This window comes from Ralstonia sp. RRA, from assembly GCF_037023145.1.
Taxonomy (GTDB): Bacteria; Pseudomonadota; Gammaproteobacteria; order Burkholderiales; family Burkholderiaceae; genus Ralstonia.
On sequence record NZ_CP146091.1, the window covers coordinates 1,552,255 to 1,569,973 of the forward strand.

The 17,719-nt window shown below is 62.7% G+C and carries 17 protein-coding genes; 13 read left to right on the top strand and 4 right to left on the bottom strand.

All coding sequences use genetic code 11. The annotated features are described in order from the left end of the window. Positions 1-28: 28 nt before the first annotated feature. Both V6657_RS07770 and V6657_RS07775 read left to right on the top strand, forming a co-directional pair. Positions 29-232, top strand: a complete 204-nt coding sequence (locus V6657_RS07770; RefSeq protein ID WP_021194625.1) for a DUF465 domain-containing protein — start codon at positions 29-31, stop codon at positions 230-232. A gap of 75 nt (positions 233-307) precedes the next feature. Beyond that, positions 308-2,425 carry an ATP-dependent DNA helicase gene (locus V6657_RS07775; RefSeq protein WP_171017947.1) on the top strand — a complete coding sequence of 706 codons (2,118 nt, stop codon included), beginning with the start codon at positions 308-310 and terminating at the stop codon, positions 2,423-2,425. 72 nt (positions 2,426-2,497) lie between these two features. Here V6657_RS07775 and V6657_RS07780 read toward each other — a convergent pair whose 3' ends face one another. After that, entirely contained in the window at positions 2,498-3,343 is an 846-nt protein-coding gene (locus V6657_RS07780) for an outer membrane protein assembly factor BamD (protein WP_048932510.1), read from the bottom strand. A gap of 15 nt (positions 3,344-3,358) precedes the next feature. Here V6657_RS07780 and V6657_RS07785 point away from each other — a divergent pair, with 15 nt between their 5' ends. Next, positions 3,359-4,471 (top strand): RluA family pseudouridine synthase, encoded by a 1,113-nt coding sequence (locus tag V6657_RS07785; protein ID WP_048932509.1) that lies wholly within the window; start codon positions 3,359-3,361, stop codon positions 4,469-4,471. After that, complete coding sequence (gene pgeF / locus V6657_RS07790; protein ID WP_048932508.1) at positions 4,455-5,264, top strand: peptidoglycan editing factor PgeF; 810 nt, start codon at positions 4,455-4,457, stop codon at positions 5,262-5,264. The genes V6657_RS07785 and pgeF overlap by 17 nt, the downstream gene beginning before the upstream one ends. 12 nt (positions 5,265-5,276) lie before the next feature. Here the strand turns inward: pgeF and V6657_RS07795 are convergent, their stop codons facing one another. Continuing rightward, positions 5,277-5,489, bottom strand: a complete 213-nt coding sequence (locus V6657_RS07795; protein ID WP_048932507.1) for a hypothetical protein — start codon at positions 5,487-5,489, stop codon at positions 5,277-5,279. A 266-nt stretch (positions 5,490-5,755) separates the two neighbouring features. Here V6657_RS07795 and phaC point away from each other — a divergent pair, with 266 nt between their 5' ends. The 3 genes from phaC to V6657_RS07810 all read left to right on the top strand — a co-directional run bounded on the left by phaC (position 5,756) and on the right by V6657_RS07810 (position 9,673). Then, the gene (gene phaC / locus V6657_RS07800; RefSeq protein ID WP_048932506.1) at positions 5,756-7,552 is read left to right on the top strand and encodes a class I poly(R)-hydroxyalkanoic acid synthase; all 1,797 of its coding nucleotides are present in this window, start codon (positions 5,756-5,758) and stop codon (positions 7,550-7,552) included. A gap of 87 nt (positions 7,553-7,639) precedes the next feature. Beyond that, positions 7,640-8,821, top strand: a complete 1,182-nt coding sequence (locus tag V6657_RS07805) for an acetyl-CoA C-acetyltransferase (RefSeq protein WP_048932505.1) — start codon at positions 7,640-7,642, stop codon at positions 8,819-8,821. Positions 8,822-8,932: 111 nt separating this feature from the next. Then, positions 8,933-9,673, top strand: coding sequence for a 3-ketoacyl-ACP reductase (locus tag V6657_RS07810; RefSeq protein ID WP_021194617.1), 741 nt, complete (start codon positions 8,933-8,935; stop codon positions 9,671-9,673). A 3-nt stretch (positions 9,674-9,676) separates the two neighbouring features. Here V6657_RS07810 and V6657_RS07815 read toward each other — a convergent pair whose 3' ends face one another. Further along, positions 9,677-10,093, bottom strand: a complete 417-nt coding sequence (locus V6657_RS07815) for a hypothetical protein (protein WP_137884632.1) — start codon at positions 10,091-10,093, stop codon at positions 9,677-9,679. On the opposite strand from V6657_RS07815, the gene phaR reads away from it, so the two are divergent. From phaR to V6657_RS07845, 6 genes are all read left to right on the top strand, one after another. Next, on the top strand, positions 10,080-10,634 hold the full coding sequence (gene phaR, locus V6657_RS07820; protein ID WP_021194616.1) for a polyhydroxyalkanoate synthesis repressor PhaR: 555 nt from the start codon (positions 10,080-10,082) through the stop codon (positions 10,632-10,634). The two genes, V6657_RS07815 and phaR, sit on opposite strands and share 14 nt — an antisense overlap. Positions 10,635-10,844: 210 nt before the next feature. Next, positions 10,845-11,825, top strand: a complete 981-nt coding sequence (locus tag V6657_RS07825; protein WP_048932504.1) for a tRNA-dihydrouridine synthase — start codon at positions 10,845-10,847, stop codon at positions 11,823-11,825. 84 nt (positions 11,826-11,909) lie between these two features. Further along, on the top strand, positions 11,910-13,271 hold the full coding sequence (rimO, locus tag V6657_RS07830; protein ID WP_048932503.1) for a 30S ribosomal protein S12 methylthiotransferase RimO: 1,362 nt from the start codon (positions 11,910-11,912) through the stop codon (positions 13,269-13,271). A gap of 105 nt (positions 13,272-13,376) precedes the next feature. Continuing rightward, positions 13,377-14,561: a beta-ketothiolase BktB gene (gene bktB / locus V6657_RS07835; RefSeq protein ID WP_048932502.1), complete on the top strand. Its 1,185-nt coding sequence runs from the start codon at positions 13,377-13,379 to the stop codon at positions 14,559-14,561. After that, complete coding sequence (locus V6657_RS07840) at positions 14,536-15,294, top strand: hypothetical protein (protein WP_048932501.1); 759 nt, start codon at positions 14,536-14,538, stop codon at positions 15,292-15,294. Before bktB ends, V6657_RS07840 begins: the two co-directional genes overlap by 26 nt. A 73-nt stretch (positions 15,295-15,367) precedes the next feature. Continuing rightward, positions 15,368-16,579: a cystathionine beta-lyase gene (locus tag V6657_RS07845; RefSeq protein ID WP_048932500.1), complete on the top strand. Its 1,212-nt coding sequence runs from the start codon at positions 15,368-15,370 to the stop codon at positions 16,577-16,579. A 74-nt stretch (positions 16,580-16,653) separates the two neighbouring features. On the opposite strand, the gene V6657_RS07850 is transcribed toward V6657_RS07845, so the two are convergent. Continuing rightward, on the bottom strand, positions 16,654-17,715 hold the full coding sequence (locus V6657_RS07850; RefSeq protein ID WP_048932499.1) for a PDDEXK nuclease domain-containing protein: 1,062 nt from the start codon (positions 17,713-17,715) through the stop codon (positions 16,654-16,656). Positions 17,716-17,719: the final 4 nt, after the last annotated feature.

Sequence of the window (17,719 nt, forward strand, 5' to 3'; positions counted from 1 at the left end):
GCGTGGACGGGTGTCCCGGGAGGAAGTGATGGACAGCGATCTGAACACGATCTCACGTCGCATCATCGAATTGCAGATTGAGCATCGCGATCTTGATTTCCTGATTGACAAGCTGGCGTCGGAAATCGATCACGACGAGCTGCAACTGCGACGGCTCAAGAAGCGCAAGTTGAAACTCAAGGACGCCATCACGCTGCTACAGTTACAGCTTGAACCGGACGTACCAGCCTGAGCATCGCCCATCCCAATTCTGAGAAGCCGCCAGCACGTGCGGCTTCCTTCATTTGCCCCCAGGGACTTTTCTCCGTTGACTTCGCTTTCCCCGCTCGCCGAGCCGCCGAATGATTCCGATGCGGCTGGCGACATCTCTGCTCCCGCAGCAGTCCCCGCCGATGCTCACCATGCCGAACTGGCGACGCTCTTTGCCGACGACGGCACGCTGGCCAAGGGCATCGACTCGTACCGGCCGCGCAGCTCGCAACTGACGATGGCGCAGGCGGTGGCCAATGCCATCGAGGCCGCCGATTCGCTCATCGTCGAGGCCGGCACGGGCACGGGCAAGACCTACGCGTACCTGGTTCCGGCGATGCTGTGGGGCGGTAAGGTGATCCTGTCGACGGGGACGAAGAACCTGCAGGATCAGCTCTTCCTGCGTGACATCCCGACGGTGCGTAAGGCTCTGAATGCACCGGTGTCGGTGGCGCTGCTCAAGGGGCGCGCGAACTACGTCTGCCATTACCACCTGGAACGCACGTCGCAGAACGGGCGCCTGTCTTCACGTCAGGATGCCGCGTGGCTGCGCCAGATCAATCTCTTCCTGAAGACCACGAAGACGGGTGACAAGGCCGAGATGTCCACCGTGCCCGAGAACGCACTGGTGTGGAACCTCGTTACGTCCACGCGTGACAACTGCCTCGGCTCTGACTGCGCGTACTACAAGGACTGCTTCGTCATGCGTGCCCGCAAGGAAGCGCAGCAGGCCGATGTGGTGGTGGTCAACCATCACCTATTCTTTGCAGACGTGATGCTGAAGGACACTGGGATGGCTGAGCTGCTGCCGGCGGCCAACACGATCATCTTCGACGAAGCGCACCAGTTGCCCGAAACCGCCACGCTGTTCTTTGGCGAGACGATTTCGACCAACCAGATTCTGGAACTGGCACGCGATGCCGTGGCCGAGGGCCTGTCGCACGCGCGTGATGCCATGGACTGGGTTGCCATTGCCGCGCCGTTGGAGCGTGCCGCACGTGATTTGCGCCTGGTGTTCCGCCAGGACGGCGCGCGCCTGTCGATCAAGCAGATCGACAACGATCAGGCGACAGCCAAGCCGTTCTACGAAGTGTTGCCGAAGCTGGAGCAAGCGCTGTCGGATTTTACAGGCGCATTGGAGGCCCAGGCCGAACGCGCTGAGACCATCGAGCAATGCCATCGCCGCGCCGCCGCGCTGTGCGACCAACTGGATGCATGGGCCAACCCCAAGCCGCCGCCCGTGGTGAAGAACGAAGAGGGTGAGACGGTGGAAACCGCGCCGTTCGATGAGCGCGTGCGCTGGGTCGAGGTGTTTGCCAATTCCGTGCAACTGCATCTGACGCCGCTGTCCATCGCGCCGATCTTCTCGCGCCAGCGCGCAGGCCAGCCGCGTGCATGGATCTTCACCTCTGCCACACTGTCGGTGCGCGGCAACTTTACGCATTACGCGGCACAGCTTGGGCTGAATCGAGATCAGTCGATGACGCTGGACAGCCCATTCGACTATGCGTCGCAGGGCTTGTTGTATGTGCCGCGTGATCTGCCGCAACCGAGCGATCCGCGCTTTACGGATGCCGTGCTCGACGCTGCCTTGCCGATGATCAAGGCGGCGGGCGGCAAGACCTTCGTGCTGTGCACGACGCTGCGTGCCGTCAACCGAGCAGCCGAACGTCTGGCCGATGAGTTTGCCCAGCGCGGCTGGGATTTCCCGCTGCTTGTGCAGGGGCAGGCCAGCCGCACCGAGTTGCTCGATCGTTTCCGCACGCTCGGCAATGCCGTGCTGATCGGTAGCCAGAGTTTCTGGGAAGGGGTGGACGTGCGCGGCGAGGCGCTATCGCTGGTGGTGATCGACAAGCTGCCGTTTGCGCCGCCCGACGATCCGGTGCTGAGTGCGCGTATGGAAGCACTGGAAAAGAAGGGCTTGAGCCCGTTTGCCGTACACCAGTTGCCGCATGCCGTCATCACGCTCAAGCAAGGGGCGGGGCGGTTGATCCGGTCCGAGACCGATCGCGGCGTGCTGATGATTTGCGACCCGCGCTTAGTAGAGAAGAACTACGGCCGGCAGATCTGGCAGAGCCTGCCGCCGTTCAAGCGCACGCGTGAGGCCGACACGGCAGCGGGTTTTCTACGCTCGCTGCGGCCGGATACGCCGCCGGCAGAGCCCGCATCAGACTGATGCTGACGTGACGCGCAAATAAAAAGCCCGGCCAACTTGGACCGGGCTTTTTTACTGCTGTTCAAGCCTTGCTTACCACATCTGGTACCACGGCTTGTCTTTCTTGCGCTGACCGAAGGCGAGGAAATCGCTGTTCGGGTAGTTCTGCTTGATGATGCGTTCCGTGTCGTCGCGCATGTCCTTCATGCCCAGCGCTTCGTACGATTTCATCATGATGTAGAGCGCTTCCTCAACTGCTGGCGCACGGTCGTAATCCTTGATGGCGTCCTGTGCGCGGTTGACTGCGGCCAGGTAAGCGCCACGGCGATAGTAGTAGCGTGCAGCGCCCACTTCATGCTCGGCCATCGCGTTCACGATGTACTGCATGCGTGCGGTCGCATCCGGCGTGTACTTGCTGTTCGGGAAGCGCGTGATCAGCGTCTTGAACGCGTCGTAGGCGGCGCGTGCTGCCTTCGGGTCGCGCTCGCTCAGATCTTGGTTCGAGAAGCGGCCAAGCCAGCCCAGGTTGTCGTTGAAGTTGATCAGGCCCTTGAGGTAGTAGGCGTAATCGACACTGGGATGGTTCGGGTGCAACTGGATGAAGCGATCGACAGCAGCCAGCGCGGCGGCGGTTTCGCCATCCTTGTAGTTGGCGTAGGCGGTTTCGATCTGCGCCTGCTGAGCAAACGGGCCGAACGGATAGCGGCTTTCGAGCTTTTCGTAGTACTTGACGGCCTTAGCGTAGTCGCCGCCATCGAGCGATTCCTTCGCTTCAGAATATAATTTGTTGGCTGACCAGCCAGCCGTTTCGTCTTGCTGTTCTGGCAGGATGCCGCAGGCCGAAATGGTCAGGCATGCAAACCCTACCGCCAACACTGCTCCGATTTGTGCGCGGATTCGTACTCCAAAACGCGCCTGCTTTACGCTCGTGACCGACATGGGCACCTTTTCTCAATGAAAAATCGCATCAAGGATTATAGCCCAAGCCCCGTGTCAGATGACGCAGCGGCTGACGTTTCCATCACTTCGCAAGAAACCGAAGACGCGCTCGATGATGAGGCCCTCGTCCTGCCTGCCCCCGGTGGCGCAGAGGCGGCTGAGCCGATCGTCGTGGAGGTTCCCGAAGTCCTGCACGGGGAGCGCTTAGATAAGGCGCTGGCCAAGCTGCTGCCCGATTACTCGCGCAGCCGCCTGCAGCAATGGATCGACGCCGGTGCTGTGCGCATGGATGGCGCTGCGGTGCGCCCGCGCGCAGCGGTATCCGGCGGCGCTCGCATCGAGGTCGTGCCGCAGCGCGCGGCCGATGAGAACGCCTTCGTGGCTGAGCCGATCGACCTGGATGTCGTCTACGAAGACGACACGCTGCTCGTCATCAACAAGCCGGCCGGCCTGGTTGTGCACCCGGCTGCAGGCAACTGGAGCGGCACGGTGCTCAACGGCTTGCTGCATCGCTATCCCGATGCCGCTCAGCTGCCGCGCGCGGGCATCGTGCACCGTCTCGATAAAGAAACCTCCGGCCTGATGGTCGTCGCCCGCACGTTGCCCGCACAGACCGATCTCGTGCGTCAGTTGCAAGCGCGCACGGTCAAGCGGACCTATCTGGCGCTGGTCTGGGGTGAAACGCCAGAAGAGGCCACCATCGATGCGCCGATCGGCCGTGATCCGCGCGACCGCACCCGCATGGCCATCATCGAGACGGCCAGCGGTAAGCAGGCACGTACGCATTTCAAGACGCTCGACGTGGTGGATCTGGGGCGTGCGCAGGTATCGCTCGTGCGCTGTCAGCTTGAGACCGGCCGTACGCACCAGATTCGCGTGCATTTTGAATCGGAGGGTCACCCGCTGCTGGGCGATCCGGTGTACACGCGCAACTTCCGTCGCGGCAAGCCGCAGACGATCAAGGCGCAGTTGCCGGTGCCGTTTGCACGGCAGGCGCTACACGCGGTGCGCCTTGGGCTCGTACACCCTGCATCCGGCAAGTCGGTCCATTGGATGGCCGAGGTGCCCGACGATTTCGCAGAGCTGATGGAAGCGCTGGACCTGGACCCCGATGTCGATTTCAACTGATTGGATCATCCCCGACTGGCCGGCGCATCCACGCGTCAAGGCACTGGCGACCACGCGGCTGGGTGGTGTCAGCACCGGCCCGTACGGTCTGGCCGGTGGTCTGCCAGGTGGCCTGAATCTCGGTCAACATGTGGGCGATACGCCGGATGCCGTCGAGCAGAATCGCCGCATCCTGCGTGCCGCCGTGCCTGCTGAACCGGTGTGGATGGAACAGGTACACGGCACCGGTGTGGCGGACCTGGATCAACTTACCGACATATCAACGCCAGTGGTGGCTGATGCCGCAGTGGCGTCTTGGCGCGATCGCGTCTGCGTGGTCATGACGGCCGATTGCCTGCCTGTTCTGCTGAGCGACGCGCGTGGCGTGACGGTCGGGGCGGCGCATGCCGGTTGGCGTGGGCTATGCGGTGGTGTCATCGAGCGCACGGTCGACGCGATGATGCAACGGCTGCGTGCCTGCGGTCAGGAGGCCGATCCGACATGGCTGGCATGGCTGGGCCCCGCGATCGGCCCATCGTGCTTTGAGGTGGGAGCTGAAGTGCGCCAGGCCTTCATTGACGCGGCTCAGCCTGATGAACTGCCCGCTACCGAAGCGGCGTTCGTGAAGGGCGTGCCGGAAGGAAAATTCTTCGCCGATCTCTATGCGCTGGCCCGGCTGCGGCTCGCCCGTGTCGGTTGTACAGATGTGTACGGCGGGGGCTTGTGCACGATGACGGACGCCGATCGCTTCTATTCGTATCGCCGCGATCGCACGACTGGCCGCATGGCTACCCTGATCTGGCGCGCAGAATAACGCTGATTAACGTCAGTTGGCGCCGTCGCTGGATGCGGCGCCGTCATTCTCTGCTTCCCGTGCTCGTCTGCGCCGCTTGCGTGCCGGCGAGTCGACAATCCACAAGAAGAGCGACAGCGGCGCCACGCCGTACAGGATGAATGTGCCGATGCCGGCAATCCACGATTGCTCAGTCAAGGACATCATCAGGACGACGTAAACCCAGGCAATGGCGACGATATACATGGCGGAAGGCGCCCGGCGTTTGCGCAATGGGGCAGTCTCGCACGAAATTGCACCGGCTGGACCATAGCCCGCCACCGTGCTTAGCCATTCAAGGGCGCCGCGCCCAGGCGGATTCGGCAAAACCCTTACTGGATCACGGTTTACAGGCAATCATCGGTCAACTCCGATTGACAGGCTTGAAACGGCAAGGCAACAATGCCCTGGAATACTGCGATTTGCGCTGCACAACCACCCGGAACGGCGCGTATCGCATGCATGAGGGCACTATGGCAACGCGTCAATCCGCATCTTCCAAAGCATCTAGCGCCCACACCCAAGCCTCCTGGCAGAACTTGCCGGATCCGGCTCAATGGGCTGAGCAGTTCAAGCAATGGCAAGCCTACGCTGGCGCATTCGCTCAGCCAGGCGCTGCCGCTCCTGGCCTTGGCCAGTTCAATGGCGCCCAGATGATGGGCGAGGGCGCAGTGCCCTTCGCGCTGATTCCGTCTGAGCGCCTGGCTGAAATCCAGCAGAAATACCTTGAAGAGTGGCTTCAGATCTGGCGCCACATGAGCACCGGCGATAGCGCCGAGGCTGTCGCGCCGTCCGATCGCCGTTTTGCCAACGAGGCTTGGCGCAAGAGCCCGCTCTACGGCTATGCCGCCGCCTTCTACGTGCTCAACGCCCGTACGCTGATGGAAATGGCCGATGCCGTGCAGGCCGACGCCAAGACCCGTGAGCGCGTGCGTTTTGCCGTGTCGCAATGGACGGCCGCTATGTCGCCGTCCAACTTCCTGGCGACGAACCCGGAGGCGCAGAAGCAACTGCTCGAATCGCGCGGCGAATCCCTGCGTACGGGCATCCTGAACATGCTGCAGGACATGGAGCGCGGCAAGATCTCGCAGACTGACGAGACGGCGTTCGAGATCGGCCGCAACGTGGCCAACAGCGAAGGCGCGGTCGTTTTCGAGAATGATTACTTCCAGCTTATCCAGTACAAGCCGCTGACGGCCAAGGTGTATGCCAAGCCGCTGCTGCTGGTGCCGCCGTGCATCAACAAGTACTACATCCTCGATTTGCAGCCCGCTAATTCGCTGGTGCGCTATGCGGTGGAGCAGGGCAACACGGTGTTCCTCGTGTCGTGGCGCAACCCCGATGTCAGCATGGCCTCGCGCACCTGGGAGGACTACATCGAGGGCGGCGCGATTGAAGCCATTCGCGTGGCACGTGAGATCTCGGCGCAGGACCAGATCAACGTACTGGGCTTCTGTGTGGGCGGCACGATTCTCTCCACGGCACTGGCAGTTTTGGCCGCGCGTGGCGAGCACCCGGCCGCGAGCCTGACGCTGCTGACGACGCTGCTGGACTTTACCGACACCGGCATCCTCGACGTCTTCGTCGATCAAGCCCAGGTGGAGATGCGTGAGCAGACCATCGGTGCAAATGCACCGACTGGCCCGGGCTTGCTGCGAGGCGTGGAGCTGGCAAACACCTTCTCCTTCCTGCGCCCGAACGATCTGGTCTGGAACTACGTCGTCGAAAACTATCTGAAGGGCAAGACGCCCGCACCGTTCGACCTGCTGTACTGGAACGGCGATTCGACCAACCTGCCGGGCCCGTGGTACTGCTGGTATCTGCGCCATACGTATCTGCAGAACGACCTGAAGGAACCGGGCAAGCTGGCAGTGGGCGGCACGCCTGTGGACCTCGGCAAGATCGATGTGCCGGTCTATATCTACGGCTCACGCGAAGACCATATCGTCCCGTGGCAGTCGGCGTATGCGTCGGTGCCGCTGCTCAAGGGCAAGCGGCGCTTCGTGCTGGGCGCCTCGGGGCATATTGCCGGCGTCATCAACCCGCCCGCGGCCAACAAGCGCTCGCACTGGATCAATACCAAACTGCCCGAGACTGCCGATGCGTGGTTCGAGGGCGCCAAAGAGCACCCGGGCAGCTGGTGGCCCGACTGGTCGGCTTGGCTGGCGTCACACGCTGGCGCACAAAAGGCCGCCCCAAAACGCTATGGCAATGCGGACTACTCGGAGATCGAGCCCGCACCCGGCCGTTACGTCAAACAGAAAGCGTAAGATCGCGCGCATGATCCCCCGTTGCCGTCGCGGCTGCGGCCGCCGACAGTGTCTCCCGACTCTCTTTCGACTGTGGAAGGTAAGCAAATGACCGATGTTGTGATCGTATCGGCGGTTCGTACCGCCGTAGGCAAGTTTGGTGGTTCGCTGGCGAAGATCGCCGCCCCTGATCTGGGTGCAGCCGTGATTCGCGAGGCGCTCTCGCGTGCGAAGGTTTCGCCGGACCAGGTGAGCGAAGTCATCATGGGGCAGGTGCTGACCGCGGGTTCGGGCCAGAACCCGGCGCGCCAGGCCGTCATCAAGGCCGGGCTGCCCAACATGGTGCCGGGCATGACCATCAACAAGGTGTGCGGCTCAGGTCTGAAGGCCGTGATGCTGGCAGCCAACGCCATCATTGCGGGCGACGCGGATATCGTCGTGGCCGGTGGCCAGGAGAACATGTCCGCCGCACCGCACGTACTGCCGGGTTCGCGCGACGGTTTCCGCATGGGCGACGCGAAGCTCATCGACTCGATGATTGTGGACGGGCTGTGGGACGTCTACAACCAGTACCACATGGGCATCACCGCCGAGAACGTCGCCAAGGAATACGGCATCACGCGTGAGGCGCAGGACGAGTTTGCCGTGGCCTCGCAGAACAAGGCAGAAGCTGCGCAGAAGTCGGGTCGCTTCAACGACGAAATCGTTCCGATCCTGATCCCGCAGCGCAAGGGTGATCCGATCGCTTTCGCGCAGGACGAATTCGTTCGCCATGGCGCGACGCTGGACTCGATGGCTGGCCTGAAGCCCGCTTTCGACAAGGCTGGCACCGTTACGGCGGCCAATGCCTCGGGCCTAAACGATGGCGCCGCTGCCGTGGTCGTGATGTCTGCGGCTAAGGCCCGCGAACTGGGCCTGACCCCGCTGGCCACCATTCGTGCCTACGCCAGCGCGGGTCTTGACCCGAAAGTGATGGGCATGGGTCCGGTGCCGGCGTCCAAGCGTTGCCTGTCGCGCGCCGGCTGGTCGGTAAACGATCTGGACCTGATGGAGATCAACGAGGCTTTTGCCGCGCAGGCACTGGCGGTGCATCAGCAGATGGGCTGGGATACGTCCAAGGTGAACGTCAATGGCGGCGCGATTGCCATTGGTCACCCGATCGGCGCATCGGGCTGCCGCATTCTGGTCACGCTGCTGCACGAAATGCAGAAGCGCGATGCGAAGAAGGGCCTGGCCTCGCTGTGTATCGGTGGCGGCATGGGCGTGGCGCTGGCAGTCGAGCGTCCGTAAATCTTTGTAGTGTTATCGGCGCGCGCTGAACGAAAGCGGTGCGCGCCGATCCGAAGCATCTCCGTTTGAGAAAGGCTCAGGCGGTTCCAATAACAAGGACTAGGAGTGGACATGACCAAACGCATTGCATACGTCACCGGCGGCATGGGCGGCATCGGAACGGCGATTTGCCAGCGCTTGGCGCGCGACGGCTTCATCGTCGTTGCAGGCTGCGGCCCGAACTCGCCGCGCAAAGCAAAGTGGCTCGAGCAGCAGAAGGCGCTGGGCTTTGATTTCGTTCCGTCCGAAGGCAACGTCGGCGATTGGGAATCGACCAAGGCCGCGTTCGACAAGGTCAAGGCTGAAGTGGGCGAGGTGGACGTCCTCGTCAACAACGCCGGCATTACGCGTGATGTGGTGTTCCGCAAGATGACCCGCGCGGATTGGGATGCCGTGATCGACACCAACCTCACGTCGCTGTTCAACGTGACCAAGCAGGTGATCGACGGCATGGTTGATCGTGGCTGGGGTCGCGTCATCAACATCTCGTCGGTGAATGGTCAGAAGGGGCAGTTTGGCCAGACCAACTACTCGACGGCCAAGGCTGGCTTGCACGGCTTTACGATGGCGCTGGCGCAGGAAGTGGCGACCAAGGGCGTGACGGTGAACACCGTGTCGCCGGGCTATATCGCCACCGACATGGTGAAAGCGATTCGTCAGGATGTGCTCGACAAGATCGTCGGTACGATTCCGGTCAAGCGCCTGGGTGAGCCGACGGAAATCGCTTCGATTTGCGCATGGCTGGCGTCCGAAGAGTCGGGCTTCTCCACCGGCGCTGACTTCTCCCTCAACGGCGGCCTGCACATGGGCTGACCTTCAAACGCCCATGCTGCGGTCTTGCTGCAGCATGGGCGCAGCAATTTTTCCCCCGCAACCTGTTTTTACCCATTCGGTGCTGCGATGCTCAAGTGCGTCGCAGCAGTGTATTTGCGTTGCATTTCGACACGCATTCGGGTGCATCAGCCGTATCAAAATGCTGCGGGTTTTTACCGGGGGAGGTCGCCTTTTCTTTGCAGGGCGATCCGCATAGAATCCAATCACGGAGGCGCTCCGCAGGGAGACACGGGGCGTCCGATCATAACCGGATGCATCTGCGTTGCCACATTGCCACGCAGATCGGAATAGCCGGGCAACCGCGTATTTTGCTGCACCGCTTGGTGCGGTCACTTCGCACTGCATCGGCTGCACCGCAGCAGCATCGCCAACACGGAAAGGCACGATGGCCACCAGCAAGAAGGGCACCGAACGGCTGATCAAGAAATATCCTAACCGCCGGCTCTACGACACCCAGACCAGCACCTACATCACGCTTGCAGACGTCAAGCAGCTCGTGATGGAGACTGAGGAGTTTCGCGTGGTTGACGCGAAGTCCGGCGAAGATCTGACCCGCAGCATCCTGTTGCAGATCATCCTGGAAGAGGAAACCGGCGGTGTGCCGATGTTCTCCGGCTCGATGCTCGCGCAGATCATCCGCTTCTACGGCAACGCCATGCAGGGGATGATGGGCACGTACCTGGAAAAGAACATCCAGGCGTTTGTCGATATCCAGAGCAAGCTCGCCGAGAACTCGAAGGATCTGTACAGCGGCAACAGCTTCAACCCCGACATGTGGTCGCAGTTCATGAACATGCAGGGGCCGATGATGCAGGGCATGATGAGCAACTACATCGAACAGAGCAAAAACCTGTTCGTGCAGATGCAGGAGCAGATGCAGAGCCAGGCCAAGAACATGTTCGGGACGTTCCCGTTCAACCAGCCGCCTGAGAAGAAGTAAGCCGGGCCAGCTTGGCGGACAAAGGCGAATCGCACTGCGGTTCGCCTTTTTTTTGTTTGGGTGATGGGAATTGGGTAGCAGGGTAAAATGCGCGGCCTCAGAGGCTGATGCGTGCGCTTTATGCATTACTTCAAGATCTCGATCTCCCGCTTCGGTGATTCCCATGTTCAACCCCAGCTTCCGGCACATTGACCGGGTGGCCGCTTTCGCATGAGCCGTCTTTTGCTCGCCCCGATGGAGGGCGTCGCGGATTTCGTCATGCGTGACACGCTGACCCGCGCCGGGGGCTTCGATGGATGTGTCTCCGAGTTTGTCCGGGTAACAGGCTCCTTGCTGCCCCTGCGCACCTACGAGCGCGAGACGCCTGAAATCGCCAACGGCGGCTACACCGCCAGCGGTACGCCGATGGTCGTTCAGTTTCTAGGCAGCGACCCGGAATGGCTTGCGCGGAACGCCGCGTACGCCGCGACCTTGTCACCGCATGGTATCGATCTAAACTTCGGCTGCCCGGCCAAAGTGGTGAATCGGCACGGCGGCGGCGCCATGCTGCTTGATACGCCGGAAGTGCTGCACACGATCGTGGCGGCGGTGCGGGCTGCTGTCCCGCAAAACATTGCCGTGACGGCCAAGATGCGCCTGGGTGTTTCCGATACGTCGCGCGCGATCGAGTGTGCGACCGCCCTGGCCGAAGGTGGTGCGGCGTCGCTGGTGGTACATGCCCGCACGCGCGATCATGGCTATCGCCCGCCAGCCCATTGGGAGTGGATTGCGCGTATCGCGGATGCCGTGCACGTGCCCGTCATCGCGAATGGCGAAGTCTGGACCGTGGGCGATTGGGAGCGCTGCCGCGCCGTCAGCGGTTGTGATGACGTGATGATCGGCCGCGGTGCCGTGTCTGATCCGTTCCTGGCTCAGCGCATTCGCGGGCGGATGGAGCCGGAGCCCTCCGCGGAAGAATGGCCGATTGTGCTGGGTTTTCTTGCCGACTATCTGAAGAAGCTGCATGCGCGCATCTTGTCGAAGCACGAGCATGGCCGGGTCAAGCTATGGCTCGGTTACCTGAAACGGACGTGGCCGCAGGCAGCCGAGTTGCACGATGCCATCCGGCGTCTGCAGGACCCGATGGAAATCCAGCGCGTGATTGAGCATGCGCTGCATCAGGGTGGCCGGCAGACGGCTCCGGCAGGGTAAAATGCGCATCCGCGCGGCGCTCATGCACGTACCGAAACCATGTCAAGCGCGCGGCACAAACACTCCCCACATCAGGTTGTCCCCATGTCCGACGTTAGTACCCAGAGCCCGAAAGTTGGCTTCGTTTCGCTTGGTTGCCCAAAGGCTTTGGTCGATTCCGAGCAAATCATCACCCAGCTCCGCGCAGAGGGGTATGAGATTTCCGGCACGTACGGCGGGGCGGACCTGGTGGTCGTCAACACCTGTGGCTTCATCGACGAGGCGGTGCAGGAAAGCCTGGATGCCATCGGCGAAGCGCTGGCCGAGAACGGCAAGGTGATCGTCACCGGTTGCCTGGGCGCCAAGAAGGACGCCGCCGGCCAGGACATCATCACCAGCGTGCACCCGAAGGTGCTGGCCGTGACCGGGCCGCATGCGCTGGGCGAAGTGATGGAAGCGGTGCACACGCACCTGCCTAAGCCGCACGATCCGTTCATCGACCTCGTGCCTCCGCAGGGCATCAAACTCACGCCCAAGCATTACGCGTATCTGAAGATTTCCGAGGGCTGCAACCACCGCTGCAGCTTCTGCATCATCCCGTCGATGCGCGGCGACCTGGTCTCGCGCCCGGTGGCGGAAGTGATGCTGGAGGCAGAAAACCTGCTGAAAGCCGGCGTGAAGGAACTGCTCGTCATCTCGCAGGACACCAGCGCCTATGGTGTTGACGTCAAATTCCGCACAGGCTTCTGGAATGGCCGACCGCTCAAGACGCGCATGACCGAGCTGGTGGCTGCGCTGGGCGAACTGGCCTCGCAGTATGGCGCCTGGGTGCGCCTGCACTACGTCTACCCGTACCCGAGCGTGGACGAAGTGATGCCACTGATGGCCGAGGGCAAGGTGCTGCCGTACCTCGACGTGCCGCTGCAGCACGCGCACCCGGACGTGCTCAAGCGTATGAAGCGTCCGGCCAATGCCGAGAAAACGCTCGACCGCATCCGCGCCTGGCGCGAGGTGTGCCCGGAGCTAACCATCCGCAGCACGTTCATTGCCGGTTTCCCGGGCGAGACGGAAGAAGAGTTTCAAACGCTGCTCGACTTCATCGCCGAAGCCGAACTGGATCGCGTGGGCTGCTTCGCCTACTCGCCGGTGGAAGGTGCGACCGCCAACGACCTGCCGGGCGCGCTGCCCGACGAGGTGCGTGAAGAGCGCCGCGCGCGCTTCATGGAAGTGGCGGAGCGTGTGTCGGCCCGCCGTCTGCAGCGCAAAGTCGGCAAGTCGCTGCGCGTGCTGGTCGACGAGGTGAACCAGGATGGCGGCATTGGCCGCTCGTCCGCAGATGCGCCGGAGATTGACGGACTGGTCTACATCGCGCCGCCGTCCAAGCCATACAAGCGCTACAAGGCGGGCGATTTCGTGTCGGTCAAGATCACTGGCGCGGATGGTCACGACCTCTGGGGCGAGGTCTGAGTCTCAAGCTCAACTTTGGCCCATTAGGTAATCGCACCTAAAATTTGCGAACGGTCGTGCGTTTATACTCGTTGCCATTCAATTTCAATGGCATGGGAGACAGCAATGGCACGTGAAGTGGTGGTGGTCAGCGGCGTTCGTACCGCAATCGGGACGTTTGGCGGCAGCCTGAAGGACGTGGCGCCGTGTGAACTGGGTGCATTGGTCGTGCGCGAGGCCCTCGCCCGTGCTGGCGTGAAGGGCGAGGAAGTTGGCCACGTGGTGTTCGGCCACGTCATCAACACCGAGCCCCGCGACATGTACCTCTCGCGCGTGGCGGCCGTGAATGGCGGCGTGTCGGCTGAGACGCCCGCGTTCAACGTCAACCGTCTGTGCGGCTCCGGCCTGCAGGCTGTGGTGAACGCCGCGCAGACCGTGCTGCTGGGTGACGCTGACATTGCCATTGCCGGTGGTGCCGAAAGCATGAGCCGCGCGCCGTACCTCGCGCCGGCTGCCCGCTGGGGCTCGCGCATGGGCGACGCCAAGATGGTCGACATGATGCTCGGCGCGCTGCACGACCCGTTTCACACCATCCACATGGGTGTGACGGCGGAAAATGTCGCCCGCGAGTTCGGCATCAGCCGCGAACAGCAGGACCAGACCGCGCTGGAATCGCACCAGCGTGCCTCGCGCGCCATCCAGGCTGGCTACTTCAAGGACCAGATCGTTCCGGTGACGATCAAGTCGCGCAAGGGCGACATCCAGTTCGATACCGATGAGCACGTCCGCCACGACGCCACCATCGACGACATGACCAAGCTCAAGCCGGTCTTCGCCAAGGAAAACGGCACGGTCACGGCCGGCAATGCTTCGGGCCTGAACGATGCGGGCGCAGCACTGGTGCTGATGGAGCGTTCGGTGGCCGAAGCGCGTGGTCTGAAGCCGCTGGCACGTCTGGTGTCGTACGGCCACGCGGGCGTGGACCCGAAGATCATGGGGATCGGCCCGGTGCCGGCCACGCGCAAGGCGCTGGAGCGTGCAGGCCTGTCGGTCAAGGATCTGGACGTGATCGAAGCCAACGAGGCGTTTGCCGCGCAGGCTTGTGCCGTGACGAAGGAACTGGGCCTGGACCCGGCCAAGGTCAACCCGAACGGCTCGGGCATCTCGCTCGGCCACCCGATTGGCGCAACGGGCGCCCTGATTACGGTGAAGGCGCTGCACGAGCTGCAGCGCATTGGCGGTCGCTACGCGCTGGTGACCATGTGTATTGGTGGAGGACAAGGCATTGCGGCGGTGTTCGAACGCATCTGAACGCTTTCTTCTGATTGAGCGCCCGACTGGGCCGGCCGGCGCATTGCTCGCGCTGGTGCTGGCCCTGGGCGCCGTAGGTGTGACAACGGCGTCTGCCCAGACGCCGGCTGCCAGCAACGGCTATGACGTGTCGGCCGGCGGCGCCAACGTGCAGCCGGGTGACCTCGGCCTGAACCGCGCCATTGCGGATGGCGACAAGCGGCGCGCCGCCAGGGCTGTTAAGGCCGATAATGGGTTCTCCGCCCAGACCGACCAACCCCACGTGTTGCAGCCCCAGCCCGACTACGCGAAATATCCCGTCTACACCGGCGTCATCGGGGATGTGCCGATCCACATGCGCCTCGGCCGCAAGCCCGGTGAGATCGACAGCGTCCACGGCGAGTACACAGCGGGCAAAGGGCCGGGCGTGCGCCTTGTGACTGGCGAATATGAAAACGGCGGCTTCCTGATGGAAGAGTCCGACGACGGTACGAACGTCACCGGCACATGGGAAGGCGCCATCGACATGCACGGCATCGTGCATGGCACCTGGACGGATGTCGCACACGGCGGCAGTACGCTGCCGTTTGTGCTGCGACCGGTCGCCGTGGTGGTGATTCCCCCGTACGATGCCGCCGCCAACAGCAATGCGGTGACGCCAGCCACGCCGCTGATGCCCGCCGCACCCGGTCAGGTCTCACCTGCACCGGTGCTGCCGCCCGTCAATCCCGCGCGATCCAGCGCGCACTGGTAAGCTGCCGGGTCAGTTGCCCGCAGCATCCATCTGCCAAATCGGCTGCACGTACGCCACTCACCAGGAATCTTTCGTGAACGACGATACCAAGCTCCCGCCCAAGTTTCCCGCAACCCTGGCTGTGCATCCGGACCTGAATGTCCCGCCGGGTTTTGCTGCGTTCTCGCACGCCACACATCGCGCATCGACCGTGGTGTTCAAGAACCTCGCTGATATGCGCGCCTTCGGCAGCGGTAGTGTGGTGCACTGGCGCTACGGCCTGCATGCCACCCCGACGTCCGACGCGCTTTGCCAGGCGCTGGCGCAGATCGAAGGCGGTTCGCATGCGCTGCTGCTGCCCTCGGGCCTGGCGGCGATCTCGCTGGTGTACTTCACGCTCATCAAGTCCGGCGACGATGTACTGATCCCAGACAACGCCTACGGCCCGAACCGCGACCATGGCGAATGGATGGCGCGCCAGTTCGGCATCACCGTGCGCTACTACGACCCGATGGTCGGCGCAGGCATTGCCGATCTGATCCGCCACAACACCAAGCTGGTGTGGCTGGAAGCGCCGGGTTCGGTGACGATGGAAGTGCCCGACTGCACCGCCATTGCTGAGGTGGCCCGTGCGGCAGGCGCCATCACGGCGATCGACAACACCTGGAGCGGCGGCGTGTACTACCAGCCGTTCGCGCATGGCATCGACATCTCCGTGCAGGCGCTGACCAAGTACCAGTCCGGTGGCAGCGACGTGCTGATGGGCGCCACCATCACCAACGACGAGGCGCTGCACCACAAGCTGCTGGCCACGCGCATGCGCATGGGCTGGGGCGTGTCGGCGGACGATTGCTATTTCGTGCTGCGCGGCCTGCCGAGCCTGCCGACGCGCCTGGCTGCGCACGACGCCCACGCGCGTGAAGTGGCCGAATGGCTGGCCGACCGGCCCGAAGTCGTGCGCGTGCTGCACCCGGCGCTGCCTGACTGCCCAGGCCATGACAACTGGAAGCGTGACTTCACCGGTGCCAGTGGCCTGTTCTCGATCGTGCTGCACGAGCGCTATTCGCAGGCGCAGATCGATGCTTTCATCGAAGGCTTGCGTTACTTTGCGATCGGCTTTTCGTGGGGCGGGGCGCACAGCCTGGCGCTGCCGTACAACATCCCGTCGATGCGCACGGCGACCGCTTGGCCGCCGGCCGATTGGGAGAACGCGGGTGGTTTCGTGCGCCTGTATATCGGCCTGGAAGACCCGCGTGACTTGATCGCCGACCTGAAGCAGGCAATGGAGACGCACCTGCGGACCTGATCTGGTCGGTCCGTCAGGGCAATGGAGCGGGGCGCACAGGTTGCGCCCCGTTTTGCATCCGCAGGTGGTCGCTGTTACAGCGTTTCCAACAGGCGCGAGATGGCTTCAGGCGAGGGCAACTGGCCCTGCAACTCCTTCGGCAAGCTCTTGGTGATGGCATAGGTCGCCACGCCGATCGGTTTTCTTGCGTCGCGCAAGGCGTACTCGACGATGGTGCGCTTCTTTTCCTTGCACAGGATGATGCCGATGGACGGGTTCTCGTCGTCCTGGCGCACCTGTTCGTCCAGCGCAGCCAGGTAGAACTGCATCTTGCCGATGAACTCGGGCTCGAACTTGCCGATCTTCAGTTCGATGGCGACCAGCGAGCGCAGGCGCCGGTGGAACAGCAGGAGGTCGATGAAGTACTCGTCCCCGGCCACTTCAAGCCGGTACTGGCTGCCAAGAAAGGCAAACATGCCGCCCATTGCACGCAGAAAGTCCTCGATGCGGGCGATCAGCGAGCGCTCAAGCTCGCGTTCGCTGTGCTGGTCGCCCAGTTCGAGAAAGTCGAAGGCGTATTCGTCCTTGACTGCCAGCTTGGCTTGCGCGCGCAAGGCCGGCGTCAGGGCCTGATCGAAATTGGTCTGGCCCAGGAGCGACTTTTCGTAGCTCTGGTTGTCGATCTGGTGTGCAAGCACGTTCTTCGACCATCCGAACTTGCGCGTCATGCGCAGGTAGAACTCACGCTCCTGAGCGTCCTTGCAGCGTTCGAGAATGAGGAGGTTGTGGCTCCAGCCGATTTCTCGCACCAGTGGTGCGAGTTTTGTCGTGTCGCTGTAGGTTTCGAAGAAACCCTTCATCCGCCACAGGTTAGATGCCGAAAACCCGCCCGTGCCCGGAAAGCTCGCCTGTAGGTCAGTGGCAAGCTTCTGTACGACGGCTTTGCCCCACCCTTCGGTTTGCTGGCGTGCGACGATTAACTGCCCGATGTCCCAGTAGAGGCCGACCAGTTCCTTGTTGACCGCTCGCAGCGCTGCGTACTGTGCAGCCTGAATACGCGCCTTGATCTCGACCAGCAAGGCCGCATAGTCGTGCGCTTCTACCGTTTCTCGCACCACCGGTGCGAGTTTTTTTCGGGCTGGTTGGCTGGTCGCCATTGTT

What these genes read in the sequence shown, in the direction of transcription:
- V6657_RS07770 (WP_021194625.1), top strand. Translation starts at nt 29, where the DNA reads ATGGACAGCGATCTGAACACGATCTCACGTCGCATCATCGAATTGCAG.
- phaC (WP_048932506.1), top strand. Translation starts at nt 5,756, where the DNA reads ATGGCAACGCGTCAATCCGCATCTTCCAAAGCATCTAGCGCCCACACC.
- phaR (WP_021194616.1), top strand. Translation starts at nt 10,080, where the DNA reads ATGGCCACCAGCAAGAAGGGCACCGAACGGCTGATCAAGAAATATCCT.
- V6657_RS07810 (WP_021194617.1), top strand. Translation starts at nt 8,933, where the DNA reads ATGACCAAACGCATTGCATACGTCACCGGCGGCATGGGCGGCATCGGA.
- bktB (WP_048932502.1), top strand. Translation starts at nt 13,377, where the DNA reads ATGGCACGTGAAGTGGTGGTGGTCAGCGGCGTTCGTACCGCAATCGGG.
- pgeF (WP_048932508.1), top strand. Translation starts at nt 4,455, where the DNA reads ATGTCGATTTCAACTGATTGGATCATCCCCGACTGGCCGGCGCATCCA.
- V6657_RS07795 (WP_048932507.1), bottom strand. Translation starts at nt 5,489, where the DNA reads ATGTATATCGTCGCCATTGCCTGGGTTTACGTCGTCCTGATGATGTCC.
- V6657_RS07785 (WP_048932509.1), top strand. Translation starts at nt 3,359, where the DNA reads ATGAAAAATCGCATCAAGGATTATAGCCCAAGCCCCGTGTCAGATGAC.
- V6657_RS07780 (WP_048932510.1), bottom strand. Translation starts at nt 3,343, where the DNA reads ATGTCGGTCACGAGCGTAAAGCAGGCGCGTTTTGGAGTACGAATCCGC.
- V6657_RS07805 (WP_048932505.1), top strand. Translation starts at nt 7,640, where the DNA reads ATGACCGATGTTGTGATCGTATCGGCGGTTCGTACCGCCGTAGGCAAG.
- V6657_RS07850 (WP_048932499.1), bottom strand. Translation starts at nt 17,715, where the DNA reads ATGGCGACCAGCCAACCAGCCCGAAAAAAACTCGCACCGGTGGTGCGA.
- rimO (WP_048932503.1), top strand. Translation starts at nt 11,910, where the DNA reads ATGTCCGACGTTAGTACCCAGAGCCCGAAAGTTGGCTTCGTTTCGCTT.
- V6657_RS07825 (WP_048932504.1), top strand. Translation starts at nt 10,845, where the DNA reads ATGAGCCGTCTTTTGCTCGCCCCGATGGAGGGCGTCGCGGATTTCGTC.